Origin of the sequence: Paenibacillus sp. FSL R7-0345, assembly GCF_038595055.1 — a bacterium.
In the GTDB taxonomy this organism is placed as follows: Bacteria; Bacillota; Bacilli; order Paenibacillales; family Paenibacillaceae; genus Paenibacillus_AQ.
The window spans coordinates 4,229,248-4,250,746 of sequence record NZ_CP152002.1 but is presented as its reverse complement, the minus strand read 5'-3'; the positions used below and the strand labels follow the sequence as shown (position 1 = coordinate 4,250,746).

Annotated in this window: 18 protein-coding genes and 1 pseudogene; 14 read left to right on the top strand and 5 right to left on the bottom strand. The window is 52.1% G+C overall.

The window, feature by feature from the left end; all coding sequences use genetic code 11:
* Positions 1-38: 38 nt before the first annotated feature.
* Entirely contained in the window at positions 39-824 is a 786-nt protein-coding gene (locus NST84_RS18205; RefSeq protein ID WP_342561579.1) for a PaaX family transcriptional regulator C-terminal domain-containing protein, read from the bottom strand.
* A gap of 207 nt (positions 825-1,031) precedes the next feature.
* Between NST84_RS18205 and NST84_RS18200 the strand changes: the two genes are divergently transcribed.
* From NST84_RS18200 to NST84_RS18160, 9 genes are all read left to right on the top strand, one after another.
* The gene (locus NST84_RS18200) at positions 1,032-1,724 is read left to right on the top strand and encodes a metal-dependent hydrolase (protein WP_342561578.1); all 693 of its coding nucleotides are present in this window, start codon (positions 1,032-1,034) and stop codon (positions 1,722-1,724) included.
* Between the two features lie 233 nt (positions 1,725-1,957).
* Positions 1,958-2,572, top strand: a complete 615-nt coding sequence (locus NST84_RS18195; RefSeq protein ID WP_342561577.1) for a glycerol-3-phosphate responsive antiterminator — start codon at positions 1,958-1,960, stop codon at positions 2,570-2,572.
* Positions 2,573-2,652: 80 nt separating this feature from the next.
* A complete protein-coding gene (locus NST84_RS18190; RefSeq protein ID WP_342561576.1) occupies positions 2,653-3,483 on the top strand; it encodes an HAD-IIA family hydrolase in 831 nt (276 codons plus the stop codon).
* A gap of 514 nt (positions 3,484-3,997) precedes the next feature.
* Positions 3,998-4,732, top strand: coding sequence for a glycerophosphodiester phosphodiesterase (locus NST84_RS18185; RefSeq protein ID WP_342561575.1), 735 nt, complete (start codon positions 3,998-4,000; stop codon positions 4,730-4,732).
* Positions 4,733-4,736: 4 nt separating this feature from the next.
* Positions 4,737-5,480: a glycerophosphodiester phosphodiesterase family protein gene (locus NST84_RS18180; RefSeq protein ID WP_342561574.1), complete on the top strand. Its 744-nt coding sequence runs from the start codon at positions 4,737-4,739 to the stop codon at positions 5,478-5,480.
* 68 nt (positions 5,481-5,548) lie between these two features.
* Complete coding sequence (locus tag NST84_RS18175; protein ID WP_342561573.1) at positions 5,549-6,637, top strand: ABC transporter ATP-binding protein; 1,089 nt, start codon at positions 5,549-5,551, stop codon at positions 6,635-6,637.
* Positions 6,634-7,512, top strand: coding sequence for a sugar ABC transporter permease (locus NST84_RS18170; RefSeq protein ID WP_342561572.1), 879 nt, complete (start codon positions 6,634-6,636; stop codon positions 7,510-7,512). The genes NST84_RS18175 and NST84_RS18170 overlap by 4 nt, the downstream gene beginning before the upstream one ends.
* Before the next feature lie 12 nt (positions 7,513-7,524).
* The gene (locus NST84_RS18165; protein ID WP_342561571.1) at positions 7,525-8,352 is read left to right on the top strand and encodes a carbohydrate ABC transporter permease; all 828 of its coding nucleotides are present in this window, start codon (positions 7,525-7,527) and stop codon (positions 8,350-8,352) included.
* An 81-nt stretch (positions 8,353-8,433) separates the two neighbouring features.
* A complete protein-coding gene (locus tag NST84_RS18160; protein ID WP_342561570.1) occupies positions 8,434-9,744 on the top strand; it encodes an ABC transporter substrate-binding protein in 1,311 nt (436 codons plus the stop codon).
* Between the two features lie 645 nt (positions 9,745-10,389).
* Here the strand turns inward: NST84_RS18160 and NST84_RS18155 are convergent.
* From NST84_RS18155 to NST84_RS18145, 3 genes are all read right to left on the bottom strand, one after another.
* Entirely contained in the window at positions 10,390-10,719 is a 330-nt protein-coding gene (locus NST84_RS18155; protein WP_342561569.1) for an HIT domain-containing protein, read from the bottom strand.
* Between the two features lie 156 nt (positions 10,720-10,875).
* Positions 10,876-11,688 (bottom strand): inositol monophosphatase family protein, encoded by an 813-nt coding sequence (locus NST84_RS18150; RefSeq protein WP_342561568.1) that lies wholly within the window; start codon positions 11,686-11,688, stop codon positions 10,876-10,878.
* A 268-nt stretch (positions 11,689-11,956) separates the two neighbouring features.
* The gene (locus NST84_RS18145) at positions 11,957-14,545 is read right to left on the bottom strand and encodes a glycosyl hydrolase (RefSeq protein WP_342561567.1); all 2,589 of its coding nucleotides are present in this window, start codon (positions 14,543-14,545) and stop codon (positions 11,957-11,959) included.
* A gap of 325 nt (positions 14,546-14,870) precedes the next feature.
* Here NST84_RS18145 and NST84_RS18140 point away from each other — a divergent pair, with 325 nt between their 5' ends.
* Positions 14,871-15,317 (top strand): OsmC family protein, encoded by a 447-nt coding sequence (locus NST84_RS18140; protein ID WP_342561566.1) that lies wholly within the window; start codon positions 14,871-14,873, stop codon positions 15,315-15,317.
* A 323-nt stretch (positions 15,318-15,640) separates the two neighbouring features.
* On the opposite strand, the gene NST84_RS18135 is transcribed toward NST84_RS18140, so the two are convergent.
* Entirely contained in the window at positions 15,641-16,474 is an 834-nt protein-coding gene (locus tag NST84_RS18135) for a MurR/RpiR family transcriptional regulator (protein ID WP_342561565.1), read from the bottom strand.
* Between the two features lie 180 nt (positions 16,475-16,654).
* Between NST84_RS18135 and NST84_RS18130 the strand changes: the two are divergent.
* From NST84_RS18130 to NST84_RS18115, 4 genes and pseudogenes are all read left to right on the top strand, one after another.
* Positions 16,655-17,538, top strand: a pseudogene (locus tag NST84_RS18130) (cell division protein FtsQ).
* Positions 17,531-19,354 (top strand): ATP-binding cassette domain-containing protein, encoded by a 1,824-nt coding sequence (locus tag NST84_RS18125; protein WP_342561564.1) that lies wholly within the window; start codon positions 17,531-17,533, stop codon positions 19,352-19,354. Before NST84_RS18130 ends, NST84_RS18125 begins: the two are co-directional and overlap by 8 nt.
* Positions 19,338-20,174 carry an energy-coupling factor transporter transmembrane component T gene (locus NST84_RS18120; RefSeq protein WP_342561563.1) on the top strand — a complete coding sequence of 279 codons (837 nt, stop codon included), beginning with the start codon at positions 19,338-19,340 and terminating at the stop codon, positions 20,172-20,174. Before NST84_RS18125 ends, NST84_RS18120 begins: the two co-directional genes overlap by 17 nt.
* Positions 20,175-20,203: 29 nt before the next feature.
* The gene (locus NST84_RS18115; RefSeq protein ID WP_342561562.1) at positions 20,204-20,998 is read left to right on the top strand and encodes a PHP-associated domain-containing protein; all 795 of its coding nucleotides are present in this window, start codon (positions 20,204-20,206) and stop codon (positions 20,996-20,998) included.
* Positions 20,999-21,499 lie beyond the last annotated feature (501 nt).

The window sequence follows — 21,499 nt, the reverse complement described above, 5'->3', positions numbered from 1 at the left end:
GCCCCTTTTTCCCTTGATTTCCTACCGAGTCTGCTATCTCAGGTAAACTGTGCATAAAAGGAATCCCGCGGCATCGCTGCAGACAGCCTGCGCCACTGGGCCTGGAGCTCGGCGATAACGGCTTTGCCGGGCCAGCCATCAGGCAGCAGCTCATCCGGCAGGGAAGGATCGGCCATAATCAGGCCGCTCATTTCTTCGCCGATCTGCAGGAACAGCAGGAACAGCGGCAGTGCCTCACCGCTGCTTATGGCCTTATCTGCAAGCGGGATAAACTCCCGGGTGATCCAGGCGCTTTTGTCTAAGTAAAGGGCTTCGAGCTTGTCCAGCTGCCAGATGTCCCAGGCCTTGGCCGGGGTAATGGTTCCTTCCACAAACTCGCCGCGCAGAATGGAGACATTGCCGGTGAGCTGCAGGCTCTCAACATACTCGGTCACTTCCTGGCGGTAATTCCAGGGGGAGATGTAGACACTGTTATATAGAAGCCCATAGCCAAGCTGCAGAATAGCCGTACGAAAAGCATCCCGTTTCTTGCGCTCCTGCTCCGGCACTTCAAGCATGACCACATCCCAGGTATGATCCCATTGCTGTTCATAACGGGCGGGCTTGCTGTTAATGGACTTGATGTAGGCGCGTCCGGCAGAGGTTATGCAGTACAGGGAACGGGCGGGTGAGGCGATGTAGCCCTCTTTTTTCAGGCGGGACAGGCTGTTGCGGATATAGGTAGAGGTGTAGCCTCTTTGTTCATAGATTTCGACAAATTGCTGGGAGCTCATCTGGTCCACGCGGGACAGCAGGAAGAGCATGGTTTTTTCGACAGACAGCACGTTCTCACGCCTCTCTTGACAGGTAGTGATAACGAATATATTATAAATATAGACGTTCGTTATAAAATTAGATATATTGAGCGGTGGAAGCAGAGGAAACCGCAACTGTTGCAGCGCCTGTCCATGCTCATTTGTCATTGTAACGTAAACGGTATGCTTTTGCACGGTAAGTCCATAATCCTAATAGATGATGAGGAGAGATAAGAGATGAAGATTATTTTTCACGGCCATTCCTGTGTACAGCTTGAGGTAGGCGGCAAGTCGCTGATTATCGATCCTTTTATTAGCGGTAACCCGGCTGCGGTGACGAAGCCTGAGGATATTAAGACAGATGCGGTGCTGCTGACCCATGCACATGCGGATCATATTCTGGATGCTGCGCCGATTGCGATTGCTAATAATGCGCCGGTGGTTGCGACTGTGGAGCTGGCTACGTATATCGGGTGGAAGGGGGTTAAGCAGACCATCGGGATGAACATCGGGGGAACGGTGGACCTTGGGTTTGCCAAGGCTACGATGATTCACGCTTTCCACACCAGCGGCATTACGCTGGACGATGAGCAGCGGATTGTTTACGGCGGGATGCCTGCGGGCTTCATTATTGAAGCAGAAGGTAAAACCGTACTGCATGCCGGCGACACCGGGCTGTTCAGCGATATGAAAATGTTCGGCGAGCTGTATAACATCGACCTGGCGATTCTTCCGATGGGCGGACATTTCACGATGGGGCCGGAGCATGCGCTGATTGCTGCTAAATGGCTGAACGCCAAGCAGGTGCTGCCGGTGCATTATAACACCTTCCCGCCGATCCGCCAGGATGTGGCCAGCTTTGTTGAATCTCTTAACAAGGAAGGGATTGCCGGTACGGCGCTTGAATACGGAGAGAGTCTGGAGCTGTAAAAGCATATGATTCGCAGAAGGGCATCACTCCGGTGGTGTCTTTTTTTGTGCGATGATGCAGGCAGGTTCTCGATCATTTGGTTAAAAGAAGGCAAAATGGCTGCTTCCCCGTTAACACTAACTTTTACATAGCCCGAATACGGAGCCAACAAAAGAGCTGTAACATGGGTTTCAGGGCCGGAAGCTATACAAGCCGGTGACCAGGCGATAAGCGAAAGGGAGTGTGCCTCGGGATGAAGCATAACCCCATCATTGCTTCCATTACAGAAGAATCGCAGATCAGGCAGGCTATAAGCTGCACGGTGAAAAGGGTAAACCTGATGACCGGCAACATTAACAATCTGGGACAGCTTGTACGGCCTTTGCAGGAGGCGGGCAAGCAAGTTTTTGTACACGTCGAGATGGTTGGCGGAATCGGGCGGGATGCGGCGGCGATCCAGTATCTTGCCGAGGCTTTTAAGGTAGACGGGATTATTACTACCAAAAGCAATGCAATCACCACAGCCAGACAGCATGGGCTGGCCAGTATCCAGCGGGTATTCGCAATCGACTCGGCGGCCATAGAAACCGCGCTGCGCATGATTAAGTCGAGCAATCCTGATGAAGTTGAGCTGATGCCCGGTCTGATGCCGAGGATTATCAGGGAGATGAAGCAGCGTATCAAGCAGCCTTTAATTGTCGGCGGGTTGATCCGGCACGGGGAAGAGATCAGCAGTGCACTGGAAAGCGGCGCAGACTATGTATCCATCGGCGACGCGTCATTATGGAAAGAACTGAAACTACATACAGCACCCCGGGGTGGAGACGATGAGAAAACCCAGCGGTCAGAAATCGGTGTTCCGATCTAACGTATGCTTATACGCGTAGAGGAGGGCTTCCTTTCTGAAGCTGGTTTTTTTGTGCGCAAAATTCCGGTTGTACCGGCAACATGAGAGAAATGAGGTGGCCGCAGATGGACATCGCTTCGTATGAGGCATATTGCTTTGATCTGGATGGAACTGTGTTCATAGGCGACCGGCTGCTTCCGGGAGTGGAGCAGGCAGTAACAGAGCTGCGCAGGCGCGGCAAAAAAATTCTTTTTCTCACCAACAGTGCGGTGCACACCCCGCTGGACTGCCTGAACCGGCTGGCCGCAATGGGCCTGAGTTGCCGGGAAGAGGAGATCTTGACCGCGCTTTATGTCAGCGGGATGTATTTTGCCAGGCAGGAGCCGGGGGCGAGACTGTACCTGGTCGGTGAAGAGGTGATGCACAGGCAGATGGAGCTGTGCGGCGTGGCTGTCACGGATGAACCGGCAGCGGCGACGCATGTGCTGATCGGCATGGACCGCAGCTTCACTTACGAGAAGCTGCGGCTAGGAATGACGGCGGCAAGATCGGGCGCCAGGCTGGTAGCCGTCAATCCCGATCCGGTCTGCCCGGTGCCGGGCGGATATATCCCCGATACCTGGGCCATTGTCAAGGCGTTGGAGATCGCAGCGGGGAAGCCGTCTGAGCTGGTGATGGGCAAGCCGTCACTGTACTACGCCCGGGAAGCACTGCATAAGCTGGGACTTGCCCCGGAGCAATGCCTGATGGTCGGCGACCGGCTGGAGACGGATATTCTGATGGGCCATAGCAGCGGCATGCACACCGCACTGGTGCTAACGGGAGTAAGCTCCCGCATGGATATTGAGCAGATGCAGATTGAACCGCATTATGTGCTGGACACGCTGGCCGATATTGTTCTGCCGGGGATCATACATGAAAGAACAAGCTAATATAGCACGCAACTAAATTTATAACCTCATGAGAAGACGATCTATCGCTTCCACAGCGAGAAGAACCTGTGAAATCAAATAAAGGCGGCAGTGCCTGCCCTTTCTTCTTCTCGGTGATGCACTTGACCTGTTCGTAGGTAATGGCACGGCATAATGAATGCGCCGGCTGAAATAACTGTACTTTCTGCAACTAAACCTGGCTAAATAGCTCCGCTGCAGGTTTTAACTGCACTCTATACATTTATATTTGCCGAAAACGCCGGGAACCGGCATTTTTAAGGGGAATAGATGCACGAAATACAGTTATTTTCTTAAAATGATTAATTCCCCTTGTTTTAATTGTATAAAGTACACTTAAACCGATTTGACTCTGAACCGACAGACTGAGGTTGGCGCTTTAGCAAGGGAGATCCATTCGCTGCCTGCCGCTGTACCTAAAGCGGGAGAAGGAGCTGTTTTGCTAGTCTGTTAATGATGTTCTATATAAACCCATTATGAGGAGGTTGTACAGATTATGAACAACTGCAAGGTTTTGGCCCACCGCGGAGCAAGCGCTTATGCCCCTGAAAATACGATGGAAGCCTTCCGGCTGGCGGTTGAGCAGGGGGCAGACGGTTTTGAAATTGACATTAACCTCAGCAAGGACGGGGAAATCGTCGTCATTCATGATGACAGCATTGACCGGACCTCAGACGGACAGGGTGACATTACTGCCTACACCCTAGAGGAGCTGAAAGCCTTCAACTTTAATAAGGGTTTCGCAGAAAAATATACAACTGCACGCATCCCTACGCTTCGAGAGGTGCTGGAGCTGGTGAAGGAGCACGGGCTGTACCTGAACATTGAGGTCAAGGATATTCTGTCCAAAATGGTGCTGTACGCCGGGCTTCCCGGCGCAGCAGCTGAGCTGGTGCGGGAGTACGGGCTGACGGAGCAGGTGATTTTCTCCTCGTTCAATCATTACTCGATGGTGAGGCTGAAGAATGAGTATCCGGAGATGAAAACAGGCCTGCTGTACATTGCCGGACTGTACCAGGGGGCTGAATACGCCAAGCTGACCAAGGCTGACGCACTGCATCCTGTGTTCTTCGGAGTGAACCGTGAGGCTGTGGAGGAAGCCCGCGCAGCCGGAGTGCAGGTTAATGCCTGGACGGTGAATGAACCCGAGCATATTGGCTGGATGCTTGCGGCCGGAGTGGATGCGATTATTACGGACCGGCCGGATGTCTGCATCGGGCTGAGAGGGTAGCGCAATGAATAAGACCACGATCCTGGCCCACAGAGGGGCAAGCGCCTATGCGCCGGAGAACACGATGGCTTCTTTTGAGCTGGCCCGCCGTATGGGGGCGCAAGGAATTGAGCTGGATGTGCAGCTGACCCGGGACGGCAAGCTGGCCGTTATACATGACCACACGATCGACCGTACTTCAAACGGCAAAGGCCGGGTTAGCGAACTGACGCTGGCGGAGCTCCGGGAATATGACTTCTCGTACACCTTCTGCGGTGAGTACAGCACCGAAGGCAGCCGGATTCCTGAGCTTAAGGAAGTCATGCAGTTCGCCAAGGAGCATCAGCTGTACATCAACATTGAGACTAAGGATTATGCGAACCCATACGGGGAAATAAATGTCCGCACGGCAGAGCTGGTAAAAGCCAGCGGCTATCAGGAGCAGACGCTAATCTCTTCCATTAACCATAACGCAATGGCCCGGCTGAAGCGCGAGTATCCGGAGCTGCGGACGGCGATTGCTTTTATGGAAAGCTACTACCGGCTGGATGAATATGCGGCCAGCTGCCAGGCAGATGTGCTGCATCCGTATTATCTTGGCGTGGACGCGGCGTTCATGGAAATAGCCAAGAGCAACGGGTATGAGGTGAATCCGTGGACCGTGGATGACGAAGCGGAGATCCTGCGGCTGCAGCAGCTCGGCGTAACACGGATTATGACCAACCGGCCGGATGTCGGCGTGGCGGCGCTGAGCAAGGTGACGGTATAATTTGGACGACTGATTTATTAACACTATAGGGAAGTGGCGAAGCCCCATAGTTTTCATAGGAGGAAACCATGAGCAGCATTGTACTGGAAAACGTAAGCAAAGCCTACGGCGATAAAAGCATCATAGAAGGACTGAATCTGACGATTGAGAGCGGAAGCTTCACCGTGCTGGTCGGGCCGTCCGGCTGCGGTAAATCGACGACGTTACGGATGATTGCCGGGCTGGAGGAGCAGACAGGCGGCCTGATCTCCATCGGCGGCAAAAGCATGAACCAGGTGGAGCCGGGCAAACGGAATCTGGCGATGGTCTTTCAGAACTATGCGCTGTACCCCACAATGACGGTGGAGAAGAACATCGAATACGGATTGGAAAATAATAAGGTGCCCAAAGCCGAGCGGAAGCGCCTGATCACTGAAATTGCGGAGACAGTGGGCTTAACCAAGCATCTGCACAAAAAGCCGGAGTTTCTCTCCGGCGGGGAGCGGCAGCGGGTCGCGCTGGCCCGGGCGATGGTCAAGAAGCCGGCGGTTTTCCTCATGGATGAGCCGTTGTCGAACCTCGATGCCAAGCTCCGCCAGCAGATGCGTATCGAGCTGATTGAGCTGCATAAGAAGCTGGGCGCGACCTTCATCTACGTTACGCATGATCAGGTGGAAGCGATGAGTATGGGCACACAGATTGTGCTGATGGACGGCGGGCGGATTATGCAGGAGGATACGCCGCACGGGATCTACAATGAGCCGCGTAATATGTTCACCAGCCATTTTATCGGCACGCCGCCGATGAACATTCTGGATCTTGCCCGGTCAGGCGGCATTCTTAGCGAAGCACCGCACGGGGCGGAATTCTTCGGGTTCCGGCCGGAAAAAGCAAAATTTGTGCCCGAGCAGGGGCTTGCGCGTGAGCAGATGCTTGAGCTGGATGCTGTTCTAGGCAGCCGCGAGCTGCTTGGCTCAGAGGTGATTTATAAAGCGGTGCTTGCAAGCGGGCAGAGCGTAGCCGTCAAATGCTTCGACAGTCCCGAGCGCAGCCTGGAGCCGGTTAAGCTGTATGTGAACAAGGAGCATTTATTCTTTTTCGACGCACAGGAGCAGCGGATTCCGGCAGACGGCAGCAGAGCAGGCGTGACTGTTCCTTCCATCGGGGACACAGCATGAAGAACCGTAGTAAGAGCATGAAGCTGCTGCCTTATCTGCTGGTTGCGCCGGCGGTGATGATCCTGACGATTTTTTACATCTATCCGATTCTCTATAACGTATATCTGAGCTTCTTCACCTGGAACATGCGCGGGCCGATGAAGTTCGCGGGACTGGATAATTATATCGAGCTGTTCAAGGGCCGTGATTTTCTCGGTACCCTGAGTAATACGCTGCTCTACATGGTGATGGATGTGACGCTGGTGATGGTGCTGGCTATGCTGTTGGCCCTCTTTTTGCAGAAAAATACCTTCATCAACCGCTTCATCCAGACACTGAGCTTCACGCCGAACATCATCTCCCTAATCTCAGTCTCGCTGATCTGGATGTGGCTGATGAATACGGATACCGGGCTGTTCAACTATCTGCTCTCCCTGATCGGGGCGGGGCCGGTGGGCTGGCTGACGGATAAGCAGGTGGCGTTATTTTCACTGGTGCTGGTGTCGGTGTGGAAGTCGGTCGGCTTCAATGCGCTGATTATCACCTCGGCCCTTGGCTCGATCCCCGCTCATCTGTATGAGGCTGCGGCGCTGGATAATGCATCGAAGCAGTCGGTCTTTTTCCAAATTACGCTCAAAATGATCTCCCCTACCCTGTTCTTTCTGATCCTGATGAACATCATCGGCTCCTTCCAGGTATTCGAGACGATCAACATCATGACCCAGGGCGGACCGGCGAATGCCACGAACACGCTGATCTTCAGTATCTACAAGCAGAGCTTTGAGTACTACCGGGTCGGTTATGCGGCGGCGATGGCGGTGGTGCTGATGGCTATAGTGGGGCTGATTACGATTTTCTACTTTAAGGCCCTTAACAGACGGGTCCATTACCGGTAAAGGAGCAGACTTGTGAAAACATTGATAAGAGCGCCCGGGCTGGTGCTGCGAATTCTCATCTCGGTGCTGCTGATCGTCATCTTCCTGACGCCGTTCTACTGGATGATCCTGACCGCCTTCAAAACACTGGGCGAAGTCCTGGCGATGCCGCCGAAATTTTGGGTCGAGTCGCTGCAGTGGCAGAATTTTAAGGATGCTTTTACCCGGATAGATTTCCTGCATTATACGCGGAACTCCCTAATTATTACGCTGGGAACGCTGATTGGTCAGGTGCTGGTGGTTGTACCGGCGGCTTATGCGTTTGCGAGATTTGATTTTAAGGGGAAAAACTGGCTGTTCGGCACCGTGCTAGCAACAATGATGATCCCCGGACAGCTGATCTTTCTGCCGATCTTCGTTATGTTTGCGAAATCCGGGCTGCTGAACACTTACGTGTCGCTGATTGTCCCTTTTATCGCCAGCGGTACGGCTATCTTCATGCTGCGGCAGACGTTCATGCAGGTTCCAGACTCCCAGCTCGAAGCCGCACGGCTCGATAATGCCAGAGAATTCAAAATCATCTACACGATTATGATGCCCGCCGCGATCCCAACTCTGTCTACGCTTGCTCTGCTGACGTTTATCGGGACGTGGAACAGTTACTTTTTTCCGCTGGTGTGGACGACGACGGATGCTGTCCGGACGTTGCCACTCGGGATTCAGAGGCTCCAGGATATTGAGGGCTTAAGCCCGCAGATTGTCATGGCCGGTAATATGATGCTGATTGTGCCGATTCTGATTGTATTTGTGGTGGCGCGCAAGCAGATTATCAAGGCGTTTACTTACATGGGAGTGAAGTAGCGGCAGCGTCCGCGGGCTCCCGTGCTGATCCATAGCTTCAGCAGTACACATTAGAGAAGGTTCCAGGAGGAGAAGTGGATAATGAGTATGTGGAAAAAGAAAGTTCTGCCGCTGATGATGACAGTTCCTGTAACAATGGGGTTGGCTGGTTGTGCACAGACAGATGCTGAAGTATCGGCTGCACCGTATGAGAAAGGGGATCAGACTATCGAGCTGCAATTCTGGACCTCCGCTGTCGAAGAGGTGAACCAGGCGCTGGTGGACCAGTTCAATGAAACCAAGGGTGCCGAGCTGAACATCCATGTTAATGCTGAGTATCAGGGCGACTATTGGGAAATGCAGCAAAAAGTAAATGCCGCGGCCATTGCCGGAACGCTGCCGAATGTGTTTGTGGACGAAGTGGCGATGACCAAGGGTTTTGCAGATAACGATATTATTGTGAATCTGGAGCCTTATATTAAGGCAACGGATTTTGACCGGTCCGATTTTCAGATCGGAGATCTGGGCAACCTGTACGTCAATGAGGACCTGTACGCTTTCCCTCATATGAGAAGTGTACCGGTGATGTATGTGAACAAGACGCTGGCGGCAAAAACGGGACTTAATGCGAACGGCCCGGCTACCTTTGCCGAGCTTGAAGCGTATCTGCAGGCAGCACATGATGCTACCGGCGAACCGCCGATGTATCTGTTCAACTATGATTTTTGGGTGATGGAGGCGCTGCTGCATTCCTACTCCGGAACTACGGTCGTTAATAAGGAAGAAACGGAATCGAATATCAACAGCGAAGGTGCGGTTAAGCTGATTACCTTCATTGAGGAGCTGGAGTCCAAAGGACTGGTTAAAGTGCTGGGCGTTACTGATTCAGATGCCTTTTATGCCGCGATTGCCAAGCCGAGCACGGCCCTGATTTTCTCAAGTATCGGTGGCTACAAGACATTTGCGGGCATGGCGCAAAAGAACGGGCTTGAGCTGGGCGTATCGATGATCCCGACAGGCGAAGACGGAACACGGGGTGTGCCGGTGGGCGGCTCCAATACGTACTTGGCTAATACCGGATCGGATCAGGAAAAAGCGGCCGCCTTCGAATTCATGAAATGGCTGTCCGATACCGAGCAGGCTGCTTACGCTTCTGCCAACACGGGCTACCTGCCGACCCGCCTATCTTCACTGGACACGGACCTGATGAAAGAGACCATTGCGGCGTTCCCTGGTTACCAGGTAGCTTCCGACCAGCTCGAATTCAGCAAAATGCGTCCAATGACCGGCGCATACCACGAGATCGAGGACCTGATGGGCGGCCGGATCAACGAAATCTGGCTGGAGAACCTGAACATTCAGGAGAGCCTGGATAAGCTGGCTGAGGAAGTGAATGTGATTTTGAACAGGTAGGCTGTGTGGGGAGTACAAGATGAATATAAGAGGGAAAAGCTTCTGCTGATTTTTGGCGGGGGCTTTTTTTGGTTGACAGAGGCTGTTAAATTAACAGGGCTCTTGAATTAAAAATTACTCAGCTTTCAAAAAAGTAACTTTGGACTGATTACCTAAAGAAACAGCGGCAGTCAATGACTTGAAAATAAAGTCTTTGACTGCCGCTGTTGTCGTTTAACTGACGTTCACCGTTAGTGCGGTTGTCGTTGTTTTAGAATTGATCAATCGTTTTCCGTTTGCTTAATATCTTGGCATATAAATATGTCCAGTATCAATATCAATCACGTAATCTAGCCGTACCCCTTCCTCATACTGTGAGGGGATTCGATTAAAGTAAAAAAGCCTACAAAAGACATCTGTAAAATCCGCTTTGTTATTACAAAGAGTTTTAGTAACCGCAACCTTTTTCCTTAATTCAGCTATTGAACATGTCTTGCCAACAACAAGTGCATTCTCGAAATACCCATCAATTTCAACGATCACATTAAACACCGCCGGTCGCTAACCAGCCTCTGAGCTCAAGAGTAATTAACACGTAAATTCCGGATAGCTTTGGGATTGTTTAGCTAATGTTTCCCGGAAGTTTAGAGAGCAGGACGAATACGATTAGCGCAATGGTTCACCGAAGATTATATGAAAATGAAGATGTTTAGAGTCTTGGTACTGACCCAAATTAGTCAATACCCTACAAGCCCCATACTCAGACTGCACTTGCGACGCCACTTTTTTAATAACGTCCATCAACTCAATTAGAAGTTCGTTGTCACCTTGTTCCAGCGTTAAAAGCGATGAGATGTGCTTCTTCGGAATCGTAACAATGTGAACAGGGTAAAAAGGGCGTGTATGATAATATGCAAGAACGTTATCAGTCTCAAAGACTTTCTGTACATCAGTACGACCACTCAATACCTCATCGCAATAAAAATCCTCAGTCAATGCTATCCCTCCAAAATAGTTTTCAATAATAGTAATTTCGGTATATTTTTTCAGTATCCTACCCGTTAGTTGAACAAAAGCAAGCGATCGACGTGATCGGTTGCTTCCATGATTTCATTGGGTTATCGTTTCCCGTTAGTCAAAATCTTGGCAGTTTTATTCAGAGTCCATCCGCAATAATGTCAAGAGATCCTCAGAGATTCCGGGTGTCGTGAATACGACCTCTTCCCCATAGAGATCAGTAGGAATGCCATCAGGCACTGCTTGTACATGGCAGCTCATTGCACCCGCCTCACGTGCAATTAAGCCTGCAGCGGCTACATCCCATGGTGAAAGACTTTCCGTATGCGCATCTAATTTTCCGGACGCCACATAACAAATGTCTACTGTTGGTGCAGCAAAACGCCTAATGTCACGACAGTTTCTCCGGAGCCGATTCACTCTTTCAATTGCTGGCTGCACTTTTGCTGAATCATGCGGAAAACCTGTGCCAATGACAGCATCTGATAGTGAAGTACAATTACGAATTCGTAAACGCTCGCCATTGCAAAAGGCTCCTTCCCCTTTAATCCCAATATAGGTACAGTTCAAAACCGGCGCATATACGGCTCCTGCCAGCACTACGCCATCAAGGGCAAAAGCCAGAGAAACTCCATAATGGGGTAGATTCCGGGAAAAATTAACGGTTCCATCTAAGGGATCGATCACCCAAACTGGCCCGTCGAACTTAAATTTATCCCAGTTATGTACTCCATCTTCCTCCGAAAGAATCCGATGACCTTGAAATGTCTCCATTATGGCTTCTTGAATGATTCTTTCCGACAGCAAGTCAGCTGATGTGACCAGTTCACCGGCATCCTTGTAATTCACTTCAAGTTTTTCCCGGCTGCGCAATTCGGAAATACGGTTACCCGCTTTTGTTACAGCCTGTTCTGCAAACAGCGCTAATTCTCGAAGGTCGAACTTCATATGTTCCTATTCCTCCTTAAAGTACTTAGTGAGAGCGGACCATCGACTTGCTTGTATGTAGATAATTCCTTGATTTAATAATAACTGGAGATTTTTATCTGCTCAATTATTAAATTTCGTTATGACCTAATATTTGTAACGGTCCTGCCTGTAAGCTTAAAGAAGCGTCTGCCAGTTTAACCCTTTATTTATGTTGAACAAATAATGTCAGCGGTGAAAAAAAGAGTGGACCAGGACTACCCCTGACCCACTCTTTTTTCTTGCCTGCTTAAGGCTCAATTCCCCACACCAGCTGGCCGCTCACATAACCGGTGACTTTATCATGGTTGGCGAACTGGGTAGCGGAGGCCTTGAAGGAGTAATCGTCAGCCTGATTGTAGTTGGACCAGTCATTTTTGGAGAAGCGGGTCTGGATTTCTGCGCTCTGGCCGGGATTAAGGGTTCCCGCTGCACTCGTAAAGCCGATCTCCAGCGCATAATCCGCTCCGGCAACCGGGGTAGCCAGCTTTACAAAATTAGCGGTAACATTCGCGCTTCCGACACTGGCCCAGTCGCTCCAGAAGCTCTGAGCTTTGTCTCCGTCAATGGTATAGTAATACCGGAGCTTGACGTCACTAAGCTGGATCGCGGAAGTCCCGTTGTTGATCACTTTGAATTTTGGCGAAATGCCGTTGCTGGAGGCACTGGTGTTGCCATTGAAGGCCTGGACCGTCAGGTTTCCTGACGGTACGGTAACACTGCTGTCCGTCACATTCACGGTAAGAACGGCATTATTCCCCGCGTTAAAATGAAAGGTGATCACATGCTGGCCGACCGGCAGAGCAGCAAGATACGATTTTTTCAGAACAACAGAAGTGCTTGTTGCTGTGTAATCCTGGCCGGAGACAAGCGCAGCGGTTCCTTTATTCACACTTGTCAGCTGATGCCCGTTCAAGGTAAGGGCTACGGAGATGTCCTGCTGCAGGGCTGCCGCTTTGTCAAAGGCTGCAGTTACAGGCGAAATTGTAGCGTCCGGGCCCGGGCCCGGTGTTGTATCAATGATTTTCACCTTCAGGACAGGGTCTTGTCCCTGATTGAAGTCCAGCACAATGGAATGCTCGCCGACCGGCAGCTGGGCCAGGTACGCTTTTTTCAGAGTCAGCGTATTTCCGTTCAGGGTGTAATCCTGATTTGCAGTCAAAACGGCAGTGCCTGCCCGGAGAGCGGTTAGCGTATTGCCGTTAGGATTTACGGTTATAGCTTTGTCGCTCTGATTAGACGCGTACTTGTCAAACTCGACGTTTGCCGGTGTGATAGATGCATTTGGAATGGGGTTATTCACACTCAGGTCAGGCAGCTCATCCAGGGTAATGACATAATTGCTCTGGTAGAGCGTCGTCAGGGTTGCGGGATAATTAAAAGCGTTGCTCATGAGATGCTCACCGTACCAAGGCAGGAAGTAGAGCCAGCCGGATTTTTCCTCGGTCAGGTTCTTTACGCTCGGGATGGTGTCGTTTTCTGTCATCGCTACCATCTTGGTACCGCCGGTTAAGTCCACCAGCTGATAAAAAATCGAAGTAATCGCATCCTCATTAGGCACACCGGACAATCCGTCATAGCGGTTGTAAATCGTATTGTATTTATCGTAGCCGACCAGATCGACCTGGTCATTGCCCGGGTACCATGCCGGAGAAGTGCTGTATACATAGCTGTTGTAGGTCCAGATCAGGTTGTGCAGACCGTACGTTTCTGTGAGCTTGGTATAGATCTGATCCCATAGCTGCTTGTACACCTCAGCCCCGGCCGATGCCCACCAGAACCAGGCGCCTTCCCCGTTCAGCCCGCCGTTGCCCTCTGCTTCATGGTAAGGACGGAATAGAACTGGAACATTGTTATCCTGCAAAATCAGCAGCTGCTCCGCCAGATCATCGATAGCCGCCATCACATACTGATATTCTTTGGTGCCGGGAACGACTGCATTGGCAGTATTAAAATTGGTCTCTGTCGGCTTGTAGGTGGCTTTTTTCCAGTCTACGAATTCGCCGGCCTGATAGGTTGTAAAGTCACGGGGCACGTTGATATGCCAGGAGGCTGTTGCGATCCCTCCGCGGTTATTGACCCAGTCAATCATCCGGCTCGTTGTTCCATCCTCCCAGCCATACAGCGGATTATAGTTCATAAAATCAAAGCCGCGGATCGCCGGATATTTGCCGGTCAGATTGTGAATCCAGTCAAACTCAAGCTCGGCATTGCCGTCATTCCCGCCGCCGTAAATCTCCTGCTGGCCGGAGATAATATGATTACCGTAAACCTCTGTTAAATAGTTCATCAGCAGCTGTGTTTCCGGGGTAGCCTGGGGATCGGAGAGGACCGGCTGCACATTCAGAGGATCGAGATCAGCATAATCGACCGTAAAGGTATCAAAATACGCGAATCCCCAGCCGGCCTTGATCTGGATGGTGTTGACGCCCTGGTTCAGCTTTTGGAAGCCGAAGTCGAAATCCTTCCAGGTAGTTGTGTAGGGCAGCATGTACGTACCTTTGGCAATGCCGTTAACCGTCAAAGACTGCTGTCTGCCGTCAGCGCTAAGCTCCTGCATATACCGTGTGCTAATTGAATACATTCCGGTTTCCGGGACAGTCACTGAGAAGGTTAGTGTGCCGGAGCTCTGCATCCACACAAAGCCGCTTCCAGAGTAACCGGGCTTGGGTGTTCCGTAAATCTGCGTAACCACCTGGAGGTCGGAGCTGAGCTGGGCATTCTCGCTTTCAATCGTGTACAGCGGGGCTTCTGCGTGAGCGGGGGCAATCCTCACCATTCCAAGCAGCAGAGTAACTACGAGCATCATTGCGCCTGCTTTTTTGACTAAATCTTTCATCGTCATCTTCCTTTCCATAATGAAATAGGATGAATAACTTATAGTCTACTGATTCATGATGGCGCTTTCATAGAGAATATAGCATATGTAACAAAAGATGTAAATATATGGAGAATGAAAAAGCGAAGAAAGTCTAAAATATTGAGATGCTGTTTGGCTATGGTATAATACGGCGTAGCATTTGCTTCATTATTCTGCCATTAAAATTTTACCAATAAAGATCGGCCCTTTTTATTTTGAATGGACAAACTATAAGAATGCTATTGAATCTACGTTCGGTACAGCGGGGATTCAGTAATGATAAAGAGAGGAATGAGGCTAGGGTATGAAACATCCTTTTCATCTAAAAGCGGTATGGAACGGCGGGCGTAACAGTGAGGGGCATATTGATGCCGGCGGGCTGAAAACAGTTATATCGATTCCACAGGAGATGGGCGGTCCGGGAACAGGTACGAATCCTGATGAAATGCTGCTGGGGGCAGCGGCTACCTGTTATCTGATTACGCTGGCAGCGATGCTGGAGCGTTCCGGCATTACCCCGGAGAGCCTGACATTGGAGTCAGAGGCGACCGTGGATGTTACGAATAATGTGTTTACATACGAACGGATTGTGCATAAGCCGCGGATTGTGCTCAAAGCGGATGCAACAGCTGCTGAGCTGACGAAGGCGGAGCGGCTGGCGCATAAGGCTGAAGAGTCGTGTATGATCTCGCGGGCTGTGGCGGGAAATGTGGGGATAGAGACACTGCCTAGTATTGTTACGGCGGAGTGATGCGGTATAAATGAAGCGTACTGTGATTACAGTTGAAGCACTTTGATTATCTGAACTCATACTAAGTGGAAATTCGCCATCTAATTCTCTGATATGTTCTGCTTTAAAGAAACTAATTGGAAAAACGCCACTTAATTTCGCCGGAATGGCCTTTAGAGCGGTAAATAGCCCCATATAGATGTCGTTTTTCCAACTAAATGATGTAAATATCGAAAAGTACTGAATTTAAGTGACGAAAATCCAACTAGATTAATGAGATCCTTAAAAAGACGCCTGCACCAGGACAGACAAGTCCTGCGTCAGGCGTCTTTTTGCTATTACCGTCAGCTCCGCGGCAGTCTGCTGCCATATCTGGCTCTCAGCTGCTGGAGCTTGTCGAGCTTCTTCAGGCTGCTGTCCTTGTTGCGCAGGCCGACGCCGAGAATCAGATTCTCGATAATGTAGGTGGGGCCGACCATCGAATGGAATTCCCACACCTCGCCGCGCCCGGCATACAGCACGATGTCAGCATCCTGGGAACGGGGATAGACGAGCCTGTCGGTAATCAGGATGACAAAATAGCCCGCCTCCCGAGCATAGTCGAGAATGACATCCGTCTCAGGCAGCAGCTGGACGAAGCCGAAGAGCAGCACGACATCTTTTTTACCGGCATGCATCAGGGAATCCATCAGCTCGTGGCCGCTCGGCGCCATCTGTTTCAGGTTAAGCCCGTAGCGGGACATCCGGTAAGTCATCAGCTCGGCGAGACCGGCACAGGGACCGGGACTGTAAATGTAAATATGCCGGGCAGCAGACAGGGCGGCTACCGCGCGCTCCAGATGAGCTTCATTCAGGTAGCGGTTTGTCTCCTGCAGATGATGCGAGGCTACATCCAGCAGCATTTGCGGGAGGGAGCTGCCGCCGGTACGCTGCATAGCATCACGCATTTTTTCGGACGGGGTAGATTCGAAGCGGAAGCGCAGGCTGTTCTTAAAATCCTTGGCATGGCGGTAGCCGGCTGCTTTCCAGAAACGGGAGACCGAGGCAATGCTGATGCCCAGCTCATCGGCCATTTCCTGCTCGGTCATGTAGAGGACGCGGAGCTCATTTTTTTGAATAAAATCGGCAATCACCCGCTGGTTCGGGGAAAAGGGACGGCGGTTCCAGTCCTTATACATAGGCAGTTGACCTCCTGGAATCATGATGCTTCTCCACTATAGCCTGCCAGTGTGTTGTAAATATTTTTACAACGTTAAAAATCATGGAAAAAAGATTACACCCTCTTAACAAACGATAAAAGCTGTGCTGACACGCTCTTTCTATACTTAAGATAAATTCTTGAAGGGGGCCATTATGAAATGAGTACGTTAAAAAAGCGCTACACCCTGACCCAGTCGCAAAAAATGATGATCTTCGTGCTGTCCATGTCGCTCTACGGTTTGTCCAACATGTTCACGGAGCTGATTCCGAGTCTGCAGCTGGGGCCGGTCGAGCTGTCGGTGGAGTATTTTGCCTTTATTCCGCTGACGCTGTGCATGCTGTTTCATCCGCTGTATGCGGCGGTGGGGGCGGCTGTAGGTGAAGTGATTTTTGGTGAGCTGATGCTGGGGCAGTTCGGCGGGCTGGGTGAGCTGGAAAAATTCATTACGTTCTCGCTCGCCATGTATATTGCCGGCCGGATGGTGTCCGATCCCAAAACCGCAGACAGGTCGGCATCGCGGCGATCAGCGGGGTGGCGATTCACCAGTTCTGCAGCTCGGTTATCGACATTGCCAAGGTGTGGGTCGGCGTGGAGGAGCTTGAAGCGGTGCAGGGGCTGGCTGAAAGTATCGTCATCATCGAAGGTGTCGGATTTCTGAATGATGTGCTGTTTTCGGGTATTCTGTTCGCCCTGCTGCCGACGATGTATCTGGTACCCCGCTTGTACGGTAAAATCGAACCGCTCCTCGGCATGAAGCCGCGCGAACGGAACATGCAATATGCTTCAGGCGGGAAATCGTGGCTGTCCCCGAAGCTGCTGGGCGGCGCCATCCTGCTGGCTTTGATTGCGATGGGCGCAGAGCTGCTGTCGGAGTCCGGCTGGAGCATCGGCGAGTTCGAGCTGCCGGGTGCAGAATCGCATGAAGGGCTGCTGATCTGGATCAGCATGCTTGCAGCCGCTGTGGTTGCGGCAGCTGTAATTGCGGTGATCCTGCGGAAGGCTTCGCGCAGGCGGCAGGAAGCGGGGCAGCTGGATGGATAAGCCGCTGCTGGAACTGAGTAATGTCTCCTTTACCTACCCCGGTGCGGAGCAGCCGGTGCTGCATGAGGTTTCGTTTACCCTGCAGCAGGGGGATTTTGTTGCTGTCATCGGCAGCAACGGGTCGGGTAAATCGACGCTATGCAAATGCTTTAATGGTCTGATCCCGCATTATTACACCGGAGACTTCGAAGGTGAGCTTAAGCTGCTGGGAGAGTCTGCGGAGGGCAAGCGGGTCAGCGAGCTGTCCCGGCATATCGGCTATGTGTATCAGGATTTTGAGAATCAGCTGGTCCGGCCGACGGTACTGGATGATGTGTGCTTTACGCCGCTGAATTACGGGCTGGCCGATTACCGGGAGCGGGGCTGGCGTGCGTTGGAGCTTACCGGCCTCAGCGGCCTGAGCCGTGAATTCATCTGGCAGCTCAGCGGCGGGCAAAAGCATCTGCTCGCCCTGGCCGGAGCGCTCGCCATGGACCCGGACATCCTGGTTATCGATGAGCCGGTAGCGCAGCTTGATCCGCAGCATGCCCGGCAGATCTATGATATTTTGCGCCGGCTGAACGAGCAGCACGGCAAGACGATTGTGGTGATTGAGCATCACGCAGAGTTCATCGCGGAGTACTGCCGCTCGGTAGTGCTGATGGACGGCGGGCGGCTGCGCTGGCAAAAGCCGGTCCGTGAAGCCCTCACCTCGGTGGAGGAGCTGCAGCCCTTAGGGATCTATCCGCCCGATGTCACCCGGGCGGCCTGGCTGCTCCGGCCGGACCGGCAGGCAGCGGGGGACTACCCGCTCAGCTGCGAGGAGGGGCGGGCATGGTTTGGGCGGCGGGCTGACCCTGTGAGTGCCGCCGATTCTGCCGGTGCTTCTAATGCCCGGACGCTGGCTGCAGCTTCAGCCGCAGCTGATCCCGCAGTTCCGCAGGGCGCCACACCGCATACGGGTACTGCTGCAGCTGGAATCGGCTCCTATGCGGCAGAGCCAATCGTCCGGATGGAGCAGATTAAGCTCTCTTACCGGACGATCCATAAGACGCTGCAGCCGGTACTCGGGGGCATCAATCTGGAGCTGTATGCCGGGGAGCGTGTCGCGCTGATCGGCAATAACGGGGCAGGTAAATCCTCGCTGATGAAGCTGATTGCCGGAATCACTGCACCGACGGGCGGGACTGTGCAGGTTAAGGATATTACGGTGAACGGACTGCCGCCGGAGCGGCTGTCCGGGATCGTGTCCTATGTATTCCAGAATCCCGAGGATATGTTCATCGACGATTCGGTGCGCGGAGAGATCGCTTATTACCTGAAAGCGAGAAAGCTCGTGGATATGGACGATAGAGTGGAAGAGATGCTGCAGGCCTTCCGCCTGCAGGAGCTGGCCGAGCGCGATGCCCGGCTGCTTAGCGGCGGTCAGCAGCGCCGGGTGTCGCTGGCGATTGGCGCTGCCGTCCGTCCGGCAGTCATGCTGCTTGACGAACCGACCGCCAATCTCGATATTTCGACGAAGCAGGAGATGACCCGGGTGCTTGAGGCGCTACGCGGCCAGGTCGAGACGGTTGTCATTGCTACGCATGACATGGCTCTGGTGGCCGAGTGGGCCAGCCGAATCATCGTGATGAGCGAAGGGCGGATTATAGCCGACGGTGATAAGGAGGCTATCTTCTCGGACGGGCAGCTGCTGCGGCGCGCCGGGCTGGCCGAGACCCAGCTGATGGAAATGAGCCGGCTGCTGAAGCTGCCGCAGATCTGCAGCAGTCTGGAGGAATTCACCGCTATGGCGGAATGGAGAAAGGGGGAGCTTGTACATGGTGGAAGCCGTTAAACGGGCGCTGGGCAAAATCTCCGTTGAGCACATCAAGCTGGAGCTGCTCGGCACCGCCTACAACAGCAGCAGTACATTTCTGGGCAGGCTTGATCCGCGGATGCTGCTGGTCTGGTATTTGTTTTTTGCCGTCACGCCATGGTTTATTTATAACCGGACGATCCTGCTCGGGATGTTCGTCTTTATGGTGGTAACGACCGTATTGTCCAAGGTAAGCCCGTACATTGTGTTCATTCTTTGCCTCGGTCTGGTCAGCCAGATCGGCTGGATGTTTCTTTTGTCGCTGTTCTTCGGCGGAGGCGCAGAGTCGCTCTTGCCGATGCTGACCCTGACGCTCAAGCTGTCTGTCATTTCGCTGGCAAGCATCACGGTCTTCTCCAGCCTTGATCCGGAGCGGCTGAGCGACGGGTTGTCTGCACTCGGCGTTCCGGATACGTTTGCCTTCAGCCTGTCTTACGGCTACCGCATTCTGCCTACGCTGCTGGAGGAGTTTCACCAGATTCTGCTCTCGTTCAGACTCAGGGGGCAGCGGCCGGCGAAGCATGGTTTCCTTTATCTGCGTACCGCCGCTTATTACCTGCGGATTCTCGTACTCGTCTTTTATCCATTGATGCTGAACACAGCCAAGCGCTCACGCACCACGGTTGAAGCCCTTGAGACCAGAGGCTATACCTATGCAGTCAATAACCCCAAAGTTAAAAAGCTGCGTCTTTCTTACCTCGCCATGCAGCGCAGAGACTGGCTGTTTGTGGCTTTCACCGTTGTTTATATCTGCCTGCTGTTCCCGCTGGGAGCTGCTTTTCCTAATCTGCTATACTAAACCCGGAAACCAAGGAGTGTCATCCACATATGAAAATAGATCTGCATACCCACGGCAAGCTGTCCAAAAAGTCCGCCTTCTCAGAGGACTATTTCCGCGAAATGGTCACAGAGGCGCTGGCAAACGGCCTGCAGGCTTTGGCACTGACGGAGCATTTTAACACCTCGAATTTCTTCGGGATGTATGAGACGCTAGACCGGATGTATCCGTACAACGGACATTATTACGAGGCTGACGGCCTGATGATTTTCCCGGGGATGGAGGTAGATATTGCCGAAACCGGACATATTCTGCTGATCGGGCTGAAGGAGGATATTCTGGAAGCGCGCTACGCGCTGGAGGGGAATACCTGTGAAGGCGGATTTATTCCGTTCCGTGAGCTGCTGGATCTGGCCGACGAACGCGGCTTGTGGAAAATCGGTGCCCACCCGTTCCGCACCTCAACACCGCTGCATCATCTGGACCCGCAGCTGCTGGCCCGGCTGGACGCTTTTGACTTCAATGCCAAGGATATTTACATGCAGGGCGAGCAGCCTTACCGGGATTTGATCGAACCGTTTGCGGCGCGCCTGGGCATTCCGGTCATTGCCGGAAGTGACAGCCATCAATGCCTGCAGTACGGCAGTGTCGTGAACCGGCTGGAGCAGGACTGCTCCACTGTTGCGGAGCTTAAGGCAGCTATTCAGCAGGGCAGCTATACTATTGAAGTATCACCTTGCCTGAACACGAAGGTCAAAGGCTCAGTTATGATGAAAAAGCTGCTCAAGCAGATGGCCGGAGAGGCCCCGTCGCGGGATGAGGCGGCGGCGGAGTATACGGCTTAACGTTTGCTGATGGAAGGGGCTGCTGCTTCATATGTGTGACAGAGCCGCGTTTTGGGGCATCGTCTCTGCTAATAATAATCTGACACCAGCACTTTAACTGCACTTTGTGCAACTAAAACCGGCGAAATCTCACGTTTTTACCGTATAACTGCATCCTCTACAACTAAAAGAGCCTGATTTGTCCAAAAACCAGATTAGGCGGCGTTTTAGTTGTACGGAGTGCAGTTATTCGGATAAATCGGGGAAAAAGTGGCGTTTTAATTGTACGAAATGCAGTTATCTGTTGGTTGGGAGGAAAGTGTGGATGATCTTTTATAACTTCCTCCTCTTCATTCATATACTGGATAAATTGGATACTATGGATATAATTTATGATCTTTGATCCTGAATGAACACGTTAACAATAAATTTTTGGTTCTACTGGCGATAGGGCTGTTTTCACAATGTACGTCCTCAGAAAGGATGGATTTATCAGTTATAAAGCTTCAAGTTGCTGCATCA